The organism is Sphingopyxis sp., from assembly GCF_016463645.1.
Lineage (GTDB): Bacteria > Pseudomonadota > Alphaproteobacteria > Sphingomonadales > Sphingomonadaceae > Sphingopyxis.
This window is the reverse complement of sequence record NZ_JAEMQX010000031.1, coordinates 18,272-36,705: the sequence shown is the minus strand read 5'-3', so window position 1 is coordinate 36,705 and position 18,434 is coordinate 18,272. Positions and strand designations below refer to the sequence as shown.

The window sequence follows — 18,434 nt, the reverse complement described above, 5'->3', positions numbered from 1 at the left end:
GCCCCGCCCCGCGCGCCTGCAACCAATGCTGCACTTTCAATATCGCCTCGTCGCCATGGGTGAGCTTGGGCGCAAAGCTCGCGTAGTTCTTTTGCTCGCGCCCCGACGGGTCGATGAGCAGAAAGCGCGCGGTCTCCATCATCACCGTGGGGCCGAGCAGCCGCTCGACGATGCGCAAGCCGAGGTCGGTCCACGCCATCAACCCGCCGGCGGTCACGATATCGCCGTCGTCGACGACCATCCGGTCGGCCTCCATCCGCACGTCGGGAAAGCGTGCCCTGAACTCCTCGGCAAAATACCAGTGCGTCGTCGCCGGCCGCCCGGCCAGCAATCCCGTCGCCGCCAGCGCAAACGCCCCGCCGCAATTCGACGCCAGCACCGCGCCCTGCGCATGCCGGTCGAGCAACCAGCGCGCATAGGGTTCGACTTCGCCGGGCTCGAGCAGCTTGTGCAGACTGCCCGGCGCGATCAATACCGTCGGCGAATTGCCCGCGGGCTCTCCGGGGTGGCTGTCGTACCAGCGCGCAAAGCTCCCCCCCTCCTCCAGCCGCCAATGGCTGGCGCGGATCGGACTCCGGCCGTGATCGATCGCAAAGCGTCCCGCGACATCGAACAGGTCGGTGATGCCGTGCACCATGCCCATCTGGCAATCGGGATAGGTCATCATCCCGACCTCGATCAGCGGCACATGCTCCGCATCGGGCACCGTCAGTTTGGGCATCTCGGCTCCTTTGTCGGAATCGGCCCGGATAATGTCGCGTCCGCCAATCCCGATCAAGCACGCATCGCCGTATCTGTTGTTTCACCGGGACGGACACCCCGCCCTTCTCGAAACGAAAGGAACCATATCATGACCACGATCACCACCAAGGACGGCACGAATATCTTCTTCAAGAACTGGGGTCCCAAAGACGCGCAGCCGATCGTCTTCTCGCACGGCTGGCCGCTCAGCGCCGACGCCTGGGACGCCCAGATGGTCTTCTTCGCGAACCAGGGCTTCCGCACCATCGCCCACGACCGCCGCAGCCATGGCCGCTCGGATCAGGTCTGGGAAAACAACAATATGGACCAATATGCCGACGATCTCGCCGAACTGGTCGAACAGCTCGATCTCAAGGACGTCATCCTCGTCGGCCACTCGACCGGCGGCGGCGAAGTCACCCGCTATATCGGCCGCCACGGCACTGCCCGCATCGCCAAGGTCGCGCTGATCGGCGCCGTTCCCCCGCTGATGCTCAAGACCGAAGCCAACCCCGGCGGCCTGCCGCTCGACGTCTTCGACGACATCCGCAAGGGTACCTTCGACAACCGCCCCCAGTTCTTCAAGGATCTGACCCTGCCCTTCTACGGCTATAACCGCGACGGCGCGGTGGTCAGCGAAGCGGTACGTGACGAATTCGTGCGGCAGGGCATGAACGGCGGCCTCAAGGGTCTGCTCGACAGCATCCGCGCCTTTTCGGAAAGCGACTTCAACGAGGATTTGAAGAAGTTCGACAAGCCCACGCTCGTCCTCCACGGCGACGACGACCAGATCGTGCCGATCGGTGCCGCAGCGCTCTCGACCGTCAAGATCGTCAAGCAGGCGGTGCTCAAGATCTATGAAGGCGGCAGCCACGGCCTCACCGTCACCGAGCAGGACCGCTTCAACGCCGACCTCCTCGACTTCATCAACAGCTGATCGGACGGAAGGGGCGGCGATACACCCGCCGCCCCTTCCGAACAGGGAGTAAAGACCATGATCCTCGGCCTCACCATTCCGCAGTTCACCGCACTCCATGTCGCGATCAGCCTGATCGGCATCGGTGCGGGCCTCATTGCCCTCCCCGCCTTCGTCCGCGGGCACCTCCTCCGCCGCACCACCAACATCTTTCTGTGGGCGACATTGCTCACCAGCCTCACCGGTTTCCTTTTCCCGATCGTCGCTTTCACCCCGGCGCTGGGCACCGGCATCCTCTCGACGCTGACCCTCGTCTTCGCCTTCGCCGCTTATTACGGTCGCAAGCTCGCCGGCCGCGCCGCCACCGTTTATGCGGTCAGCGCCACCGCCGCGCTCTATCTCAACCTCTTCGTGCTGGTCGTGCAGTCCTTCCTCAAGGTGCCCACACTCAACGCGCTGGCCCCGAACGGCACCGAACCCCCGTTTGCTGCCGCGCAAGGCGCGCTCCTCCTCGCCGCAGTCCTCTTCGGATATTATGCGGTCAGGGCCACCCGTCGCCCAGTCGCAGCCTGACCTGCTCCAAACAGTCAAGGGCGGCCCCGCGGCCGCCCTTGTCGCATCAGGCCCACAGCGCATTCAGCGCGATCACGATTCCGACTTCGGTGAAATTGCCCAGCCCGTGCGCGATGATCGGCGCGAGAAGGCTGCGCGACCGCTCCATAAGCCAGACATAGACGAGCCCCCAGACAAAAGCGTAAATCTGCTGCGCCATCGCTTGGTAGAATGGATCGACGGTGAACGACTTCCAGTGCGCGAGCCCGAACATCAGCGCGACCAGATAGGCGGCAACGGGCAGATCGAGCGCGCCGATCCGCAGCCTCCCCGGCACAAGCACCACGAGCATGCCCACGAGCAACCCGCGGAAAATCGTCTCCTCCGCCAATCCCGTCGTGATCATCCCCAGCAAATATCCGGCGGAATCGAGCGGCACTTTCGAATAGCTCAGGTCGGGCGCGGTTTGCGCAGCGAGCGCGGGCCAGTAATCGGCAACCAGCATCACCAGCCCCATGCCGACGCCGATCAGCGCCGCGATACCGGCATAGCTTGCCCCCGGCGGCCGGCGCAGATGCGGATCGGCGGCGGGAAGCAGGCGCCGCATGACCATGATCGCTGCGAGACCGAGCAGCGCCTGAAAGGCGATCGCAAGGAGCAGAAACACCGACACATAGCCATCCCACAGCGGCGCCCCCGCACGATAGATTTCGCGCGCCGGAATACGGCCAAGTTCGAGAATGACCTGCATCAGCACAGCGGCGAGCAGGATCGGCCACAGCCGAAAGCGGAAACCGGAAAGCGCCACAAAAGGGCGCGGCGAAGCGGGAGAGAGACTTGTCATGCGCCCGGTTTATGCAGGAAACGCCCGGCGCTTCTTGAACGAATGTGATGCGCGAAGACCGCTTTTCGACCGATCCCCGAGCGCCTCCCTATCGATTTGCGATGGGGAGATGGCAGCCCGAAGGGCTGACGGAGGCGATGAAGCAGTGTTGGAGCCCCTCCATCACCGCCATTGCAAGTCAATGGGGAGGATCAAGGACATCCGTTTCCCACCCGTGGGGCCCGTTGGCTCAGCCAGGCACATATTCCCGCCATCGCCGCGGCGACATTCCGGTCAATCGCGTGACCGACCGCGTCATATGCGCCTGATCGGCGTAGCCCGCCTCGACCGCGATCCCGGCAAGGCTGTCGCCGCCCGCGACGATCATCCGCCAGGTCCGCTTCGCCTGGCAATCGGCGCGATAGGCGGCGGGCGAAACCCCATAAAGTTTCTCGAAACTGCGTGAGACATGTTCGCGCGACCGCTCTCGCGCCGCCGCCCATTCTCCGATCCGCGTCGCCGCCGATGTCCGCAGCGCCGTCGACAACTGGTCGGGCACGTCACCGGCCTCATCCGCCGGCGCCGGCGCGAGGCCGTCAAGCAGCACGGCGACCGCCGCGCGTGGATCGCACTCGGCCAGCCGGACGATCCGGTCGGGGTCGGCGATCCGCGCCCTCGCCGGCCAATCGCGCCCGTCGAACGGAAGCGGCAGGTCTAGCACCAGCGTCCGCTTCGCCGAAATCCGGTCGCGATGCGCCGAAAAGGGGCCATGAAGCAGCACCTCACCCTGCTGCGCCGCGATCCGGCCGGCATCACCGGCTTCCTCATAGCCCCCGGCCAGCACGACCGTCGCATAGGGCTCGCGGTGGTGATGACGCGCGATGTCCGCCGCGGCGGGCAAAAGGCTGGGCCTGAACAACTGCATGACCGCACCCTGCCGGGCGCCGTCGCCCATGGCAATCGTTGCCGGACCAACCTCCCTCGGACATCGACGGACGGCGCGCGCGGTGACGGTCCCTCTCGGCAGGCCTTGCGCAACCTTCCGTTTACGTTAAGGTCAGTTTCAAACCGCTACCGGAGTGTATGATTATGGCCCTTCCCCCGATTTTCGATCGCCTGCGCCTGCCCGTCATCGGTTCGCCGCTGTTCATCGTATCGGGACCCGATCTGGTCATTGCGCAGTGCAAGGCCGGCATCGTAGGCAGCTTCCCCGCACTCAACGCCCGCCCGCAGTCGCTGCTCGACGAATGGCTGCACCGGATCACCGAGGAGCTTGCTGCGTGGGACCGCGACAATCCCGACCGCCTTTCGGCGCCTTACGCGGTCAACCAGATCGTCCACAAATCGAATGATCGGCTCGAACAGGACATCGCCACCTGCGCCAAGTGGAAGGTTCCGATCACGATCACCTCATTGGGTGCTCGCGAGGAACTCAACCAGGCCGTCCACAGCTGGGGCGGCATCACACTCCACGACGTGATCGACGACCGCTTCGCACGCAAGGCGGTCGAAAAGGGTGCCGACGGACTGATCCCCGTCGCCGCGGGCGCCGGTGGCCACGCCGGCCGGCAGTCCCCCTTCGCGCTGGTGCAGGAAATTCGCGAATGGTTCGACGGCCCCGTCGCGCTGTCGGGGGCGATCGGCCACGGCCGCTCGATCCTCGCCGCGCAGGCGTGCGGAGCCGATCTCGCCTATATCGGCAGCGCATTCATCGCGACCGCCGAGGCCAATGCCGAGGAGGAGTACAAGAACGGCATCGTCGAAGGGCGCGCCGCCGACATCGTCTATTCGAACCTCTTCACCGGCGTGCACGGCAATTATCTGCGCCAGTCGATCGTCGCCGCGGGCATGGACCCCGACAATCTTCCCGAAGGCGACCTGAAAACGATGAACTTCGGTTCGGGCGGCAACACCAAGGCCAAGGCGTGGAAGGACATATGGGGATCGGGCCAGGGCATCGGCCCCGTCACCGCGGTGCGCCCGGTCGCCGAATATGTCGCCGAACTCGAAGCGCAATATCTGGCCGCGCGCCGCGAGTTCGAAGCCAAGGTGCGGCTTTAACGCCTGCCGCAAACCTTTCGGCAATGATCGCCAGGGGCGGTACGCTGCCGTTCCCCATTTTCGTCAGCCCGCGACAGCGGGGTCCGGAGCGTTCGTCGGCCGGCGCCCCCCAGTCCCCGCTTTCGCGGGAACGGCGGGGCTGGGGCACGCTGCTTCCGGTTGTCAGCCGTTTCTCGGATACCGGCCTGAACGAAAAAGGGCGCCGCGGTTGCCCGCAACGCCCCTTTCACGAACTGGATCCCGAACGGGAGACGGTCTTACTTGATACCGTCGCGCTCCATCCGCTTGCGCTCCATCTTGCGGGCGCGGCGGACAGCGGCGGCGTGCTCGCGCGCACGCTTTTCGCTGGGCTTCTCGTAGTGACGGCGCAGCTTCATTTCGCGATACACGCCCTCACGCTGCAGCTTCTTCTTGAGCGCGCGAAGGGCCTGGTCGACATTATTGTCGCGAACGATGATCTGCATACGCCGTGTCGTCTCCTGTTCGTCAAAACGATCTGGGCACCGAAAGAGCCGGTTTGCCGTAAATCGCCGATATTCGGGCAATAAAAAGAGCGCCGCGAAAGCGCGACGTTCCGATGGGCCGCCAACTAAAGGGATTCGCGCCGAAATGCAAGCCCAAAGGCGGCGAGCCGCGCCGGTCGCGCTACGGGGCCGCATCGTCCCCCGCGGGATTGTGCCCGCCCCTCGCCTTATGGCATAGGTAGCAGGACGAAACCAATCATCATGCAAGGGACAGGAAAATGGCGACCCAGCTCAAGCGCAACAGCAAATATAGCGAAGCCGAGTGGACGGCGCGGCAGGAGCTCGCGGCCTGCTATCGCATCTTCGCGATGATGGGCTGGGACGAGATGATCTTCAACCACATCACGGTAAAGGTGCCCGACGAGGACGGCAGCTACCTCATCAACCCCTATGGCATGCATTTCAGCGAAGTGACCGCCTCGACCCTCATCAAGATCGACATCGACGGCAACAAGGTCGACGAGGACAATCCCTGGCACGTCAACAAGGCGGGCTTCGTCCAGCACAGCCTGTTCCACCGCGTCCTGCCCGACGCGCATGCGATCATCCACACGCACACCACCGCGACGACCGCGGTCTGCGCGCTCGAAGGCGGGCTGCAGCCCGTGAACTTCTACGCCTGCAACTTCGCCGGCCAGCTCGCCTATCATGATTTCGAGGGCGTCACGGTGCGCGAGGAGGAAGGCGAGCGCCTCGTCCGGAACCTCGGCGACAAGCGCATCCTGATGCTGAGGAATCACGGCCCCGTCGTGATGGGCAAGACGCTGACCGAAGCCTTCATCAAATATTGGGCGCTCCAGCGCGCATGCGAGATCCAGCTCGCGACGATGAGCATGGGCAAGCCGATCACCGTCCCGCAAGAGGTGATCGCGGTCCATCAGCGCGACCTGTTCATGGCGTCGATCCCCGGACAGGCGGGCAAGGCCGAATTCGACGCGATGGTACGCAAGGTCGACAAGATCGACACGAGCTGGCGTGACTAATCCGCTGGGCGCGCTAACAGGGGCGGCATGACGCGATTCTCGGTCAACGACCGCCCGGTCGAATATCGCATGGACCCCGAAACGCCCCTGCTCTGGGCGCTGCGCGACGCGTCGAACCTGACGGGGACCAAATATGGCTGCGGCACCGGCGACTGCGGCGCCTGCACCGTCGACATCGATGGCGAGGCGATTCGCAGCTGCCTTGTCACCATCGCCGAATGCGAGGGGCGTTTCGTCACGACGATCGAAGCGCTCGCGCGCGATCGCAGCCACCCCGTCCAGCAGGCATGGGTCGCCGAGCAGGTACCGCAATGCGGCTTTTGCCAGTCCGGGATGATCATGGCCGCCGCGGCGCTACTGCGATCGAACAGCAATCCCAGCGATGCCGAGATCGACGCCGCGATGACCAATATCTGCCGCTGCGGCACCTATCCGCGCATCCGCTCGGCGATCCGCCTCGCGGGGCGCGTGATCCGCGGCGAGGAGCGGATCGCCGCCGCCCCGCCCCCCGGTATCCGTCCGGAAGATGCGGCAGAGGCCGTCCCGGCGCTCCGGCTGCCGCCCGGCAGCTGAACCGGCCCGTTCATCTAGCTGAACCGCAGGCAACAACACGGTCAGCCATCGATCATCTTGCCACTGGTAAGAATCGATTCATCATCCCGGCTGGCGTCTCCAGCAAACGGGACATGAGTTGGAGAATGGCGAGATGAAGAAGATGTTCGGAGGGTTGCTGATCGCGGCGACGATCCTGACTCCGATCGCCCCGGCGGCCGCACAGGCGTCGGGCGAACGGGTGCAGATCGCGCAGCGCGGCGACCGCGGGGATCGCGGGCCACGCGGCCCCGAAGTGCGGCGCGGCGGCGGAAACTCGGGCGGGCAAGCCCGCCCCGAGCGCCAGCAACGCCAGCAGCCGCAGGTCCAGCGCCAACAGCGCAGCGAAATGCGTCAGCAGCAGTGGCAACAACGTGGCAATAATCAGCAGCGGCAGGCACAGCGTCAGCAATGGCAGCAGCAGCGCGGCAACGACCAGCAGCGCCAAGCCCAGCGCCAGCAGTGGCAGCGGCAAGCCGAACAGCGCCAGCGCGGCGGCACCTATGATCGCAACCGCGACGGCCGCACCGACCGCCAGTGGGACCGCAACCGCAACGGCCAGGTCGACCGCCAGTGGGATCGCAATAACAATGGCCGCGTAGACCGGCGTTACGACCGCAACCGCAACGGCGACCTCGATCGTCGCTGGGACCGCAACGACAACAACCGTGTCGATCGCCGCTATGACCGCAATCGCAACGGCTATGTCGACCGGCGTTATCGCGACGGCCGCAACGACCGCTGGGATCGCAACCACAATCGCTGGAGCCGCGACTGGCGCAGCGATCGCCGCTACGACTGGCGCAGCTATCGCGACCGGAACCGCAGCTATTATCGCATGCCGCGCTATTACAACCCGTATCGCGGCTATGGTTACACGCGATTCAGCATCGGCTTCACGCTCGGCTCGCTCTTTTACGGCCAGCGCTACTGGATCAACGATCCGGGCTACTATCGCCTGCCGCCCGCATACGGGGGCTATCGCTGGATCCGCTATTATGACGACGCGCTTCTGGTTGATACCTATTCGGGCGAAGTGGTCGATGTGATCTACGATTTCTTCTGGTAATATTCCTTTCGGTTATCAGATGACAAACTGGGGGCCGGTTCGCCGGCCCCCTTTTTCGTTTCAAATCGTCCGGTTTCGACCGATTGCAGGCATTGGCTTTTGCAACTATCCCCGTCCCATGATGTCGCGTTTCGTTTCTCTGTTCGGCAGCGTCTTGTCGCTCGTCGGATGTAGCAATCCGAATGCGCCGATCATGACTACGGCAGGCGACCTCACACAGCAGCAGGTTGACGCAATCGTCGAGCAGTGCGGCGGTCCTTCGCGCATGGGCGTCATTCAGAATGGGTCGCTGATAATAAAACCCGCTTCCGATGTGGCGGTCACAAGCTGTGTGCTCGAAGCTTTACATGCTACTGGCGAGACTTCTCTGCCGACTGTAACTGTAGACAGCCAACTTTACGAAAGGACAGGAGCGCGCTGAAGCTTAGCCCGCTCTCCACCCCGAAACTGGCATCGTCCGCCCCCTTAAAAAACGCTGTCCTACATTATCGCGCCGTGCCAGCTTCCGCTGGCTCTTTGAAATCGTCGGCTTCCGCAAGCGGCTCTTGGGATACTCCCCCTAAAGCCACAAAGGACACAGTTTCGACGCGCATATGCGGGGTTTTTGTGGCTTTAAGCGCGAGCCGGACCGGAAAACGCTTGGTGCACGGCCATTCCCGCTTGCCCTCCCCGGCCCTCGACGCCACGATGGCGCATCAGACAGGGGGAGGTTTCATGCGTAAATTGGGAATGGTCGCGGCAGCGACGCTGGCGCTGCTCGGAACGACGGCGCACGCAAAGACCACGGTAATCTATGCGGGCCGCGTCATCGCCGACGCCGCCCAGCCGGCGCAAGGTCCCTCGACCGTCACCATCACCGACGACCGCATCACCTCGATCGTCCCCGGCCGCGCCGAAGCGCCCGCCGGCGCCGAAATCGTCGATCTCGGCGACAAGACCTTGCTTCCCGGCCTCGTCGACCTTCATGTCCACCTGACCGGCGATCCCGGCGACGATTATCGCGCGGCGGCGGTCGACCCCGACGAATGGGGCGTCGTCGTCGGCGCGAAGAACGCCGCGATCACCTTGCGCGCCGGCTTCACCACGGTGCGCGAGGCGGGATCGGCCCAATATACCGCCTATGCGCTGCGTCGCGGCACGGCGAGCGGCTTCATCGAGGGGCCGCGCATCGTCGCCGCCGGCCCGGCGCTGTCGATCATCGGCGGCCACGGCGACGTCACCGGCTTCCGCGAGGATGTCCACGACGTGCTCGATCAGGGCTACACCTGCACGGGCGCGCTCGAATGCGCCGAAAAGGTGCGCAAGGCATCGCGAGCCGGCGCCGACGTCATCAAGATCACCGCGACCGGCGGCGTGCTGTCACAGCAGGCGCGCGGGCTCGAGGGGCATTTCACCAGCGCCGAACTGCAGAGCATCGCCGACACCGCCCATTCGCTCGGGCTCAAGGTCATGGCGCACGCGCACGGCGCGGGCGGCATCACCGCCTCGGCCGCCGCGGGCATCGACAGCATCGAGCATGGCACCTTCGCCGACGATGCGACGCTGAAGGTCATGAAAGCCAAAGGCACCTATCTCGTCCCCACCCTCATGGCGTTCGAGGGCATCCGCGAACGGCTCGGCAAGGGCATCTATACCCCGACCGTCGAGGACAAGGTGCGCATGACGCTGAACGACGTCGGCAAGGCGGTGACGCGCGCGAAGGCGCTCGGCGTGCCGATCGCCTTCGGCACCGACGCCGGCGTGTTCGAGCACGGCCGCAACGGCGGCGAGTTCGCACTGCTCGTCAAATATGGCCTGACCCCGCGCGAGGCATTGGCGAGCGCGACGACGGTCGCGGCGAAACTCCTCTCGCTCGAAAACGAGATCGGCCGCATCGCGCCCGGCATGTCGGCCGACATGATCGCGGTCAGCGGCGATCCGCTGAGCGATGTCGCCGCGCTCGAAAAGGTCGACTGGGTGATGGCGCGCGGCCGGATCGCGGACTGAGCGCGGCCCTTCAGGCGGCGCGGCGGACACGCCCCCGCGCCGGGCTGGCAACCTTCGGACCGATCAGCGCGTCGAGATCGATGGCGTTGCGGAACTGGACCCCGACGCGGTTGCCCGCCGACCAGCGTGCTTCGGCGGAGACCGCCTGTTCGGCACCGAATTCGAGCGTCAGCGGCGTGCCGGCCGGGACGTTCCACAGCCCCTCGATCAGCGCGCCGCGCGACGACATGTTGCGGATGATTGCCTCGTACCGATAGCCGCCGCTGTCGACCTGGATCGTCCGGAAGGTCGTCAGCCGCGGCTCGCGCGCGCTCTTGAAGCCCTTGGCTTCGACGCGCCCGTCCCCCTCGCGGAGCAGCGCCAGCACTTCGACCAGATCCATCGGCTTGCCATAGATATAGCCCTGGACATGACTGCACCCGAGCCCGCGAATGAGCGCGAGGTCGTCGTGCGTCTCGACCCCTTCGGCGGTCGTTTCCATGCCGAGCGCCGTCGCGAGCCCGACGATCGAGGAAATGATCGCCGCGTTCATGCTGTCCGGGTCCGCCGCGCCGAGGACGAAGCTCTGGTCGATCTTGATCTTGTCGAACGGCGCCTTCTTCAGATAGCCGAGCGCCGAATAGCCGGTGCCGAAATCATCGAGCGCCAACCGCACGCCGGTGCGCTTCAGCTTCTGGAACATCGCCAGATTCTCCGGGCTCTCATCGAGGAAGACGCCTTCGGTGATTTCGAGCTCGAGCTGTTCGGGCCGGATACCGGCAGTCGACACCGCGCTCATGATCGTCGCGGGCAGCTTTTCATTGGCGAACTGCCGCGGCGAGACATTGACCGCTATCCGGTAGCCGGGACCCAGATGCGCGATCGCGGCGCAGGCCGACCGGATGATCCACTCGCCGATCGGCACGATCAGGTTCGATTCTTCGGCGACCGGGATGAATTTCGATGGGCTGATCAGCCCATCCGAAGCATGATGCCAGCGGATCAGCGCCTCGAATCCCGAAATCCGCTCGCTGCCGACATCGACGATCGGCTGATAGAGAAGCTTCAGCTCGTCCTTTGCCAGCGCGTCGCGCAGCGCATCCTCGATCGCCTTCCGCTCGCTGGCCTGATTGTGCATCGCGTCGGCATAGAAACGATAGACCCCGCGCCCCGCGTCCTTGGCGGCATAAAGCGCGAGGTCGGCATTGCGGACCAACGCCGGGGCGCTCACCCCCTGCCCGTCCGACACCGCAATGCCGATCGACGATCCGATCCGCACCTGCCCGCCCTCGATGGAAAAAGGCTTGGCGAGGCTGAGGATGATCGCATTGGCGATGCCGGCGAGTTTTTCGGGCTGGCTCATCTGCGGCACGACGATCTGAAACTCGTCGCCGCCGAGTCGTCCGACCTGCCCCTTGTCGCCGATGATCTGGGTCAGGCGTCCCGCGACCTGCTGCAGCAGTTGATCGCCGACGGGATGCCCCAGCGTGTCGTTGACCGCCTTGAACCGGTCGAGGTCCATCAGCAGCAAGGCGCAGGGCTGCGGCTGGCCGCTATGGCTCTTGAGCGCGCGTTCGAGCAGGTCGGTGATATGACGCCGGTTGGCAAGCCCCGTCAGCGTGTCGTACCGCGCCAGCTGGTTGATCTCGCGCTCGGATCTCTTCTTGTCGGTCAAATCGGTGCCGCTGCCGCGGAATCCCTGAAAATTGCCAAGCTCGTTACTGATCGGCTGGCCCGAAATCGACCACCAGCGCTCCTCATCCGGCACCGCGGCCTGCACCGTCAACTCCTTGAACGGCGTGCGCGACGACAGGCTGAACCCCAGCGTGCGCTCCTCGCTTTCGTCGCGGCCGATACGTTTGCGGATGATGTCGGTAAAGGGGTGGCCGAGCAGGTCGGACAGGGAACGATCAAGCCGCGCCGCGACCGTCGGCGAGATATAGACGAGCTGGCCGTTGCGATCGGTTTCCCAGAACCAGCCGCGGCCTGCGCGCTCGAAATCGCGCATCAGGTTGAGCGCGCGCTGCTGTTCGCTGATGCCCAGCCGCGCGGCACGGGTCGCGCGGCGCTGGTGCCTGACGTCTTCGCGCATCATCACGATCAACAGGCCAAGAAAGCCCAGGCCGGCGACCGCGAACGGCCATGAAGCCACTCCGATCGCACCGCCGAGTGCGGTCGCTCCGGCAAAGGTGAAGAAGGCCGGCCGCGCGATCGCCGCCGCCGAAGCCGCGACGAGGAGCGAGCCGACCTCGATCGCCGTGAAGGCGTCAAAATAGCGACTGCCGTCCGGAATCGCGATTGCCGCGAACATCGCTGCGGCGTTGAGCAGCGTACCGAGCCCGATCAGCCCCATGCAAAGCATCGCCATCCACCGCACACGCGCGTTGGCGATCGGTCGCGAACTGCGCATCGCCTGCCCGATCACCGTCAGCGCGACATCGCATGGCAGACCCGCAGCCATCACCAGCCAGTGCGACGGATGATCGAGGAAACCCGTGACGCCAGGCAGAAAGGCGAAAGTGAGGAAGGCGAGGACGCGGCCGATCAGCACATAATGCCACAGCTTCGCCACGCGCATCAGCTGCGTAACGAACTCGGGTGAATCGAACAGCGATTCGCCCGGTGACGGATCGCCGGCTTCCGGCCCGATTATGTTACGCCGAACCCTCAATTTCCCGATCTTCCCCGCTCGTCTGGTCGCGCTTTGCAGTGGCCAGAAAGGGGTTGCCAAATCCTTACCACCAAGCCGTGAGTTCCGCCAATTATGTGCCAAAACGGAAGGGGTTACGTTTCGGTTCGCAACTTGTTATAAACACCCATGCCTGCCGTCCGCCTGTTCCCGCCCGACCGCTTTTTCGACCGCACCGAATGGTCGGCGATAACGCGTGCCTCGTCGTGGCGGGGTATCTGGCTGGTCGCCCATGCGTGGATCGTCAGCATCGCACTCGTCGGCATCGCGGCTTGGTCGCAGAACCCGCTGGCGTGGCTGCTCGCGATCGTCTTCGTCGGCGGGCGCCAGCTCGGCTTGGCTATTCTGATGCACGATGCGGCGCACGGCGCACTGCACCCGAACCGCAAAATCAACAATTTCCTCGGTCAATGGCTGACCGGCGCAGCGGTCGGATCGGACCTCATCGCCTACCGCACCTATCATCTCCAGCATCACAAGTTCACGCAGCAACCCGAAGATCCCGATCTGGCGCTGTCGAAGCCCTTCCCGACAACGCGCGCCAGCCTGTGGCGCAAGGTCGTGCGCGACCTGACCGGACAGACCTTCTTCAAGCAGCGAATGGCGCAATTCGGCTTCGCCTTCATCGGGTTGAAAGCAATGCTGCGCGGCGAACAGGGTCAGAAAAGCGGCGCGAGCACCAAGGCCGGGACGCCATTCAACAAACAGTCCGACGATGGCATGACGTCACCGACGATCGACGTCGCGGGCGCAATGGCGGTGGCGCGCGCGGTGGGACGTTTTCTGACGGCGCAGGGAGTTCTGCTCACCCTGTCGCTGGCGCTCTACGGCTGGACGCCTTACCTGCTTTGGCTCGCCGGGCTGGCAACCACTTTCCAGCTTTACCTCCGCGTCCGCAACATCGCCGAACATGCGTGTACGACGACCGGCAGCGAGGATCCCTTCACCCACGCGCGCACCACCCACGCTGGCTGGCTGGCACGCGCCACGGTCGCTCCATATTGGGTGAATTATCACGCCGAGCATCACCTGTTCATGGGCGTGCCCTGTTATCGGCTGCCGCAGGTCCATGCCGCGCTCGGTCGCGCGGGCAAGCATGATTCGATGACGATTGCGCCGAGTTACGCTGCGGTACTGCGGCAAGTAACCGCAAAGGGCTGATCAGCCCTCCTGGACGAACCGTGCGCCGGCGCGGTCCTTCACGGTCTTTTCCGGGTCGAAGATCATCCCGTTCATCGCGACATAAACGCCGGGCGGCAAGGTCTGCACCGCCGCAAGCGCGAAGCCGACGTTGAACTCGGCATCGCTCGCGCGCACCGATGCCGGTTGCATCGCGCCCGTCATCACGATCGTCTTGCCTTTGACCCCCGCGAGCACGCGGCCGGTCACAACCATCGTGTCGGTACCGTGGGTGACGAGGATGCGCGACGCGTCGCTCGCGGCGACCGCGGCGCGGATCGCCTCACGGTCGGCGTCATCGAGTTCCAGGCTGTCCTTGCGCATCAGCTGCGTCACCCGGTGCGGGACATGGACATTATTCTCGCGCAGCATGTCGGGAATCGCTGCAGGGCCGATCTGGAACTCCGACAGCGCGTCGAAATAGACCTTGTCGATCGTCCCGCCGGTGGTGAAGATATCGATCATATCGCTCACGCACATTCGTCCTGTACCGGCGCGGCCGGCCTGCCGTCAGGAGCCGCGAAGGGGCGCTTGAAGGTAAAGGCGTCGGCTGTCGGCCCGTGCGCTTCGATCATCGCGATCCGCGCCATGCCCTCCGCCACCGTTGGGCGATGCCCCGCAGGAACCCACCAGAGCGCCTGATAGATCACCATATGATCGAACCATTCCTTGCGCCGCTTCATGATCGTCAGATGATCGGGCGTACGGTAGACATAGGCCGCGAGCGCATCGATATCGCGCCACACCGACATGTTCGCAATGACGTGCGGATCGTCGGTGACGGACACGTCGGTCGCGTTATTGCCCTCACCCGTCAGCCGCCAGACGAAGCCGTCGGCCGCCTCGGCGACCGCGTTCACATGGTCGAGCGCATCCATGAAATCACGGTTCGCGACATGGTCGGGCGGCAGGCGAAAGCGCCCGATGTTGATCTGCGAGAGTTCATAATCCGCCATGCCGCTCCCTCAGGCCAGTGCCTCGGCGATCAGCCGCCGCGTATTGTCGATCCCGAACAGCGCGATGAAACTGCCCATGCGTGGCCCGGCGCTCGACCCGAGCAGGGTCTCGTAGAGCGCCTTGAACCAATCGCGCAGGTTTTCAAAGCCATGGGTCTCGTTCTTGCCGATCTCGTATACAATGTTCTGGATGTCGTCGGCCGAGGCATCGGCGGGCAGCGCCGCGAGTTTGTCGTCGAGTTCCTTCAATGCCGCGCCCTCGCCGCCCTGCGGTTTGCGACGCGTCAGCGTCGGCGCGACATAGTCGCGGTTATACGCCATCGCATTGTCGATGAGGCGATCGAGTTCGGGATAGGTCGCAGCATCGGCACCCTCGACATATTGGCCGAGATAGCGCCAGATCTGTTCCTTCGACGCGTCGGCGCCCATCACGCCGACGAGATTGAGGAGCAAGCCGAAGGTCACCGGCAATTCCGTCACGGGCACGTCCTGACCGCGCGCGACATGGACGTGATGCACGGGGTTGCCGAGCTTCTTGTCGCCCTCCTGCGCCGGATAATTGCCGCGCATTTGCAGATATTCGTCGACCGCTTTCGGCACGACGCCGATATGCAGTTGCTTCGCCGCCTTGGGCTCGCGGAAGGCGAAGAAGGCGAGGCTTTCCTCGCTGCCATATCGCAGCCACTCCTCGATCGAGAGGCCATTGCCCTTCGACTTCGAAATCTTCTCGCCCTTTTCGTCGAGGAACATTTCGTAGATCAGCCCCTCGGGCTTGCGCCCGCCGAGCGCCTTTGCGATCTTGCCCGACTGCACGCCACTGTCGGTCAGATCCTTGCCGTACATCTCGTAATCGACGCCAAGCGCAACCCAGCGCATCGCCCAGTCGACCTTCCACTGCAGCTTTGCGCCGCCGCCGAGGACCGAGTGGGTGATCGTCTCGCCCTCATCTTCGAACGACACGAGGCCCGCGTCGGCATCGACGACAGTCACTGGCACCTGCAGCACGATCCCCGACGTGGGGCTGACGGGCAGGATCGGCGAATAGGTCGCCGCGCGCTCGGCGCGCAGCGTCGGCAGCATGATGTCGAGGATGTCCTGATTGTGGCGCAGGACATTCTTCAGCGCGTCGTCAAACGCACCCGCCTTGTACCGCTCGGTCGAGCTGACGAATTCATATTCGAAGCCGAACCGGTCGAGAAATTCGCGCAGCATCGCATTGTTATGATGCGCGAAACTTTCATACTTGCCAAATGGATCGGGGATCGCGGTCAGCGGCTTGCCCAGATGTTCGCGCAGCATGTCGCCGTTCGGCACATTGTCGGGAACCTTGCGGAGGCCATCCATATCGTCACTGAACGCAACGAGCCGCGTGGACGCGCCGCCGGTCAGCGCCTCATAGGCGCGGCGGACCATCGTCGTTCGCAACACTTCGTTGAAGGTACCGATATGCGGCAATCCCGACGGACCGTAGCCCGTCTCGAAGATGATCGCCTCACCGCCCGGCTTGCCGTCGGGATAGCGTTTGACCAGCTTGCGCGCTTCCTCGAACGGCCAGGCCTTGGACGTTTGCGCGGGCTCGCGCAGCGAAGGGTGAAGGTGCAGCTCAGTCATAGCTGCGCCCCATAGCGGCAAGAAGCGCCGATGGAAAGAAGCGCGGAAAACTGCGCAACTTCACTCGTGAATCACCGATAACGCCGGGCTTGCCCAACCTTAAGGAGACAAAGGATACGCACGTGCACATCCCATTTTTCTCCTTTTTCGCTTTAGCGAGAGGGGAGACGGTGGGTTGCATCGGAAAGCATCAAGCACGCCGGTGCAATGTAGGAAAGCCGATCCTGATCGCCACTTACACCTGCCGCCCCCTCGATTCAGCCTCGCGGTTGCGTCGCCGGCATGAAGCTGCTCCGACGCAGGAGAGCGGCCGACACGAGCGACACCAACAGCGCAACCGGGAATATCTCGGTCAGCGTCAGCGCCATACGGAACAGCGGGTTCCTGTACCGTTCCGCCATCACGCCCATCTCGGACGAGAATTGCGCGATCTCTGCCGCCGGTTTGCCGGCCGCGCGCATATCCTCGATGCTCTTCGCGACATAGTCGGCCATGAAGGTCCCACCAGTCTGCCACATATAGAGTTCCCAGCCGAGGATGTAGAAAAGCGACGCAACGAGCCCGATGCCAAGCCCGATACCGAGCGCTTTCCAGAAGGTGATCACGCCGCCCAGATTGACGTCGCGGTAACGCTTCACGCCGATGAAAACGAACAGCAACGCGACCAGCATCGACAGATAGCCGGCGACCATGCCCATCGTGCCATGGTCGGCGACGAAGGTGATGCTGATAAACATGCCGATGACAACGATGACGCCCGCGATAGCGCCGTAAACCCCGATGATCCTGCCCATATCCTGTCTCCCCTGACGGTGAATGCCATGCGGGATGGATCGAAACAACGGCAGGAATCTATCGCCCAAACGGGTGATTTGAGGAATTTGGTCCGATTTCACGGCAGGATATCGAGCGTCCGTGCCTTTTGCACCGCCTGCGTCCGGCTGGCGACGGCCAATTTCTCGTATACCCGCGCGACATGCGTCTTCACGGTATTGGGCGAGATATCGAGCTGGCGCGCGATCACCTTGTTGGCGTGTCCGGCCGCCAGCATTTCCAGCACCTCGCATTCGCGCGCGCTGAGCCCCAGAGCGGCGATCGCTGCATCATTGCGTACAAAAGCCTGCCGCGGCCGCGCGGTCAGCCGGTTGCCAGCCCATATACCGAGCATGACGCAAATGACCGCGATGCAGACGACATAAAATTCGGTCGACCAACGGTGGACGACATGTTTGTAGTTCAGCCACTCGAGCAGAAACGCCGCGGCGGCAAGCGCGATGCCATAAACGATGATCGGGCGGGCCATGCTTCGCATAGACCATCGTCAGCGAGTGCATGCAAGATTGTCCCAAGGCGACCCAACATCGTTACCGGAAAATTTACCAAGCTGCAGTAGCGTCCCGGACATGGACAATTTTCGTACCCCCACTGCTCGCGGCCACAAGCGCACCGTCGTTTCGATCGATGTCACCGTCAACGGCGTGCTCAATTTCGTCGACGGCCGGATCACCGACCTTTCCGAAGGCGGCGCGCGGATCGACGGGGCGAGCATGCCGGCACGCTCGCGCTGCGAAATCCATTATGGCGGACAGGTGACCTACGCCGTGGTCATGTGGTCCGAGTTCGACCGTATGGGCGTGCGCTTCCCCTATGAGCTGACGCACGGGGCGCTCTACAATGCGCTCAAGCTCGCGCGGAACGCGTCGATGATCGAGCCCGCGCAGATTTTCCAAGCGGCGCGCCCGATCGGCTTCGGACGCCGCGGGCTCAGCTGATC

20 protein-coding genes are annotated in these 18,434 nt (G+C 64.1%); 10 read left to right on the top strand and 10 right to left on the bottom strand.

Annotated elements, in window-relative coordinates; genetic code table 11:
* A partial coding sequence (locus tag JHC57_RS09065) for a DJ-1/PfpI family protein (RefSeq protein WP_294029672.1) occupies positions 1 to 721 on the bottom strand: 721 nt, incomplete at its 3' end.
* Positions 722 to 850: 129 nt separating this feature from the next.
* On the opposite strand from JHC57_RS09065, the gene JHC57_RS09060 reads away from it, so the two are divergent.
* Together JHC57_RS09060 and JHC57_RS09055 are read left to right on the top strand one after the other, a co-directional pair.
* Positions 851 to 1,678, top strand: a complete 828-nt coding sequence (locus JHC57_RS09060) for an alpha/beta hydrolase (RefSeq protein ID WP_294029671.1) — start codon at positions 851 to 853, stop codon at positions 1,676 to 1,678.
* Positions 1,679 to 1,735: 57 nt separating this feature from the next.
* Entirely contained in the window at positions 1,736 to 2,230 is a 495-nt protein-coding gene (locus tag JHC57_RS09055) for a hypothetical protein (protein WP_294029670.1), read from the top strand.
* 46 nt (positions 2,231 to 2,276) lie between these two features.
* On the opposite strand, the gene JHC57_RS09050 is transcribed toward JHC57_RS09055, so the two are convergent.
* Positions 2,277 to 3,053 (bottom strand): CPBP family intramembrane glutamic endopeptidase, encoded by a 777-nt coding sequence (locus JHC57_RS09050; protein ID WP_294029669.1) that lies wholly within the window; start codon positions 3,051 to 3,053, stop codon positions 2,277 to 2,279.
* 229 nt (positions 3,054 to 3,282) lie between these two features.
* Positions 3,283 to 3,987: an AraC family transcriptional regulator gene (locus JHC57_RS09045; protein ID WP_294029668.1), complete on the bottom strand. Its 705-nt coding sequence runs from the start codon at positions 3,985 to 3,987 to the stop codon at positions 3,283 to 3,285.
* A gap of 134 nt (positions 3,988 to 4,121) precedes the next feature.
* Between JHC57_RS09045 and JHC57_RS09040 the strand changes: the two genes are divergently transcribed.
* Positions 4,122 to 5,093, top strand: a complete 972-nt coding sequence (locus JHC57_RS09040) for a nitronate monooxygenase family protein (RefSeq protein ID WP_294029667.1) — start codon at positions 4,122 to 4,124, stop codon at positions 5,091 to 5,093.
* A gap of 257 nt (positions 5,094 to 5,350) precedes the next feature.
* Here the strand turns inward: JHC57_RS09040 and rpsU are convergent, their stop codons facing one another.
* The gene (gene rpsU / locus JHC57_RS09035; protein WP_037510267.1) at positions 5,351 to 5,557 is read right to left on the bottom strand and encodes a 30S ribosomal protein S21; all 207 of its coding nucleotides are present in this window, start codon (positions 5,555 to 5,557) and stop codon (positions 5,351 to 5,353) included.
* 278 nt (positions 5,558 to 5,835) lie between these two features.
* Here rpsU and JHC57_RS09030 point away from each other — a divergent pair, with 278 nt between their 5' ends.
* The 5 genes from JHC57_RS09030 to JHC57_RS09010 all read left to right on the top strand — a co-directional run bounded on the left by JHC57_RS09030 (position 5,836) and on the right by JHC57_RS09010 (position 10,246).
* Entirely contained in the window at positions 5,836 to 6,600 is a 765-nt protein-coding gene (locus tag JHC57_RS09030) for a class II aldolase/adducin family protein (RefSeq protein WP_294029666.1), read from the top strand.
* 27 nt (positions 6,601 to 6,627) lie between these two features.
* Complete coding sequence (locus tag JHC57_RS09025) at positions 6,628 to 7,173, top strand: (2Fe-2S)-binding protein (protein ID WP_294029665.1); 546 nt, start codon at positions 6,628 to 6,630, stop codon at positions 7,171 to 7,173.
* Positions 7,174 to 7,306: 133 nt separating this feature from the next.
* Entirely contained in the window at positions 7,307 to 8,260 is a 954-nt protein-coding gene (locus tag JHC57_RS09020) for an RcnB family protein (RefSeq protein ID WP_294029664.1), read from the top strand.
* Positions 8,261 to 8,378: 118 nt separating this feature from the next.
* On the top strand, positions 8,379 to 8,681 hold the full coding sequence (locus JHC57_RS09015) for a hypothetical protein (RefSeq protein WP_294029663.1): 303 nt from the start codon (positions 8,379 to 8,381) through the stop codon (positions 8,679 to 8,681).
* A gap of 293 nt (positions 8,682 to 8,974) precedes the next feature.
* Positions 8,975 to 10,246: an amidohydrolase family protein gene (locus JHC57_RS09010; RefSeq protein ID WP_294029662.1), complete on the top strand. Its 1,272-nt coding sequence runs from the start codon at positions 8,975 to 8,977 to the stop codon at positions 10,244 to 10,246.
* A 10-nt stretch (positions 10,247 to 10,256) separates the two neighbouring features.
* Here the strand turns inward: JHC57_RS09010 and JHC57_RS09005 are convergent, their stop codons facing one another.
* A complete protein-coding gene (locus JHC57_RS09005; RefSeq protein WP_294029661.1) occupies positions 10,257 to 12,896 on the bottom strand; it encodes an EAL domain-containing protein in 2,640 nt (879 codons plus the stop codon).
* 147 nt (positions 12,897 to 13,043) lie between these two features.
* Between JHC57_RS09005 and JHC57_RS09000 the strand changes: the two genes are divergently transcribed.
* Positions 13,044 to 14,075, top strand: coding sequence for a fatty acid desaturase family protein (locus tag JHC57_RS09000; protein WP_294029660.1), 1,032 nt, complete (start codon positions 13,044 to 13,046; stop codon positions 14,073 to 14,075).
* Here JHC57_RS09000 and JHC57_RS08995 read toward each other — a convergent pair whose 3' ends face one another.
* The 5 genes from JHC57_RS08995 to JHC57_RS08975 all read right to left on the bottom strand — a co-directional run bounded on the left by JHC57_RS08995 (position 14,076) and on the right by JHC57_RS08975 (position 17,972).
* Positions 14,076 to 14,558, bottom strand: coding sequence for an asparaginase domain-containing protein (locus JHC57_RS08995; RefSeq protein WP_294029673.1), 483 nt, complete (start codon positions 14,556 to 14,558; stop codon positions 14,076 to 14,078).
* A 5-nt stretch (positions 14,559 to 14,563) separates the two neighbouring features.
* Entirely contained in the window at positions 14,564 to 15,049 is a 486-nt protein-coding gene (locus JHC57_RS08990; protein WP_294029659.1) for a DUF3291 domain-containing protein, read from the bottom strand.
* A gap of 9 nt (positions 15,050 to 15,058) precedes the next feature.
* The gene (locus tag JHC57_RS08985; protein ID WP_294029658.1) at positions 15,059 to 16,660 is read right to left on the bottom strand and encodes a lysine--tRNA ligase; all 1,602 of its coding nucleotides are present in this window, start codon (positions 16,658 to 16,660) and stop codon (positions 15,059 to 15,061) included.
* Between the two features lie 257 nt (positions 16,661 to 16,917).
* On the bottom strand, positions 16,918 to 17,454 hold the full coding sequence (locus JHC57_RS08980) for a DUF4199 domain-containing protein (RefSeq protein ID WP_294029657.1): 537 nt from the start codon (positions 17,452 to 17,454) through the stop codon (positions 16,918 to 16,920).
* Between the two features lie 98 nt (positions 17,455 to 17,552).
* A complete protein-coding gene (locus JHC57_RS08975; protein ID WP_294029656.1) occupies positions 17,553 to 17,972 on the bottom strand; it encodes a response regulator transcription factor in 420 nt (139 codons plus the stop codon).
* A 91-nt stretch (positions 17,973 to 18,063) separates the two neighbouring features.
* Between JHC57_RS08975 and JHC57_RS08970 the strand changes: the two genes are divergently transcribed.
* On the top strand, positions 18,064 to 18,432 hold the full coding sequence (locus tag JHC57_RS08970) for a PilZ domain-containing protein (protein WP_294029655.1): 369 nt from the start codon (positions 18,064 to 18,066) through the stop codon (positions 18,430 to 18,432).
* Positions 18,433 to 18,434: the final 2 nt, after the last annotated feature.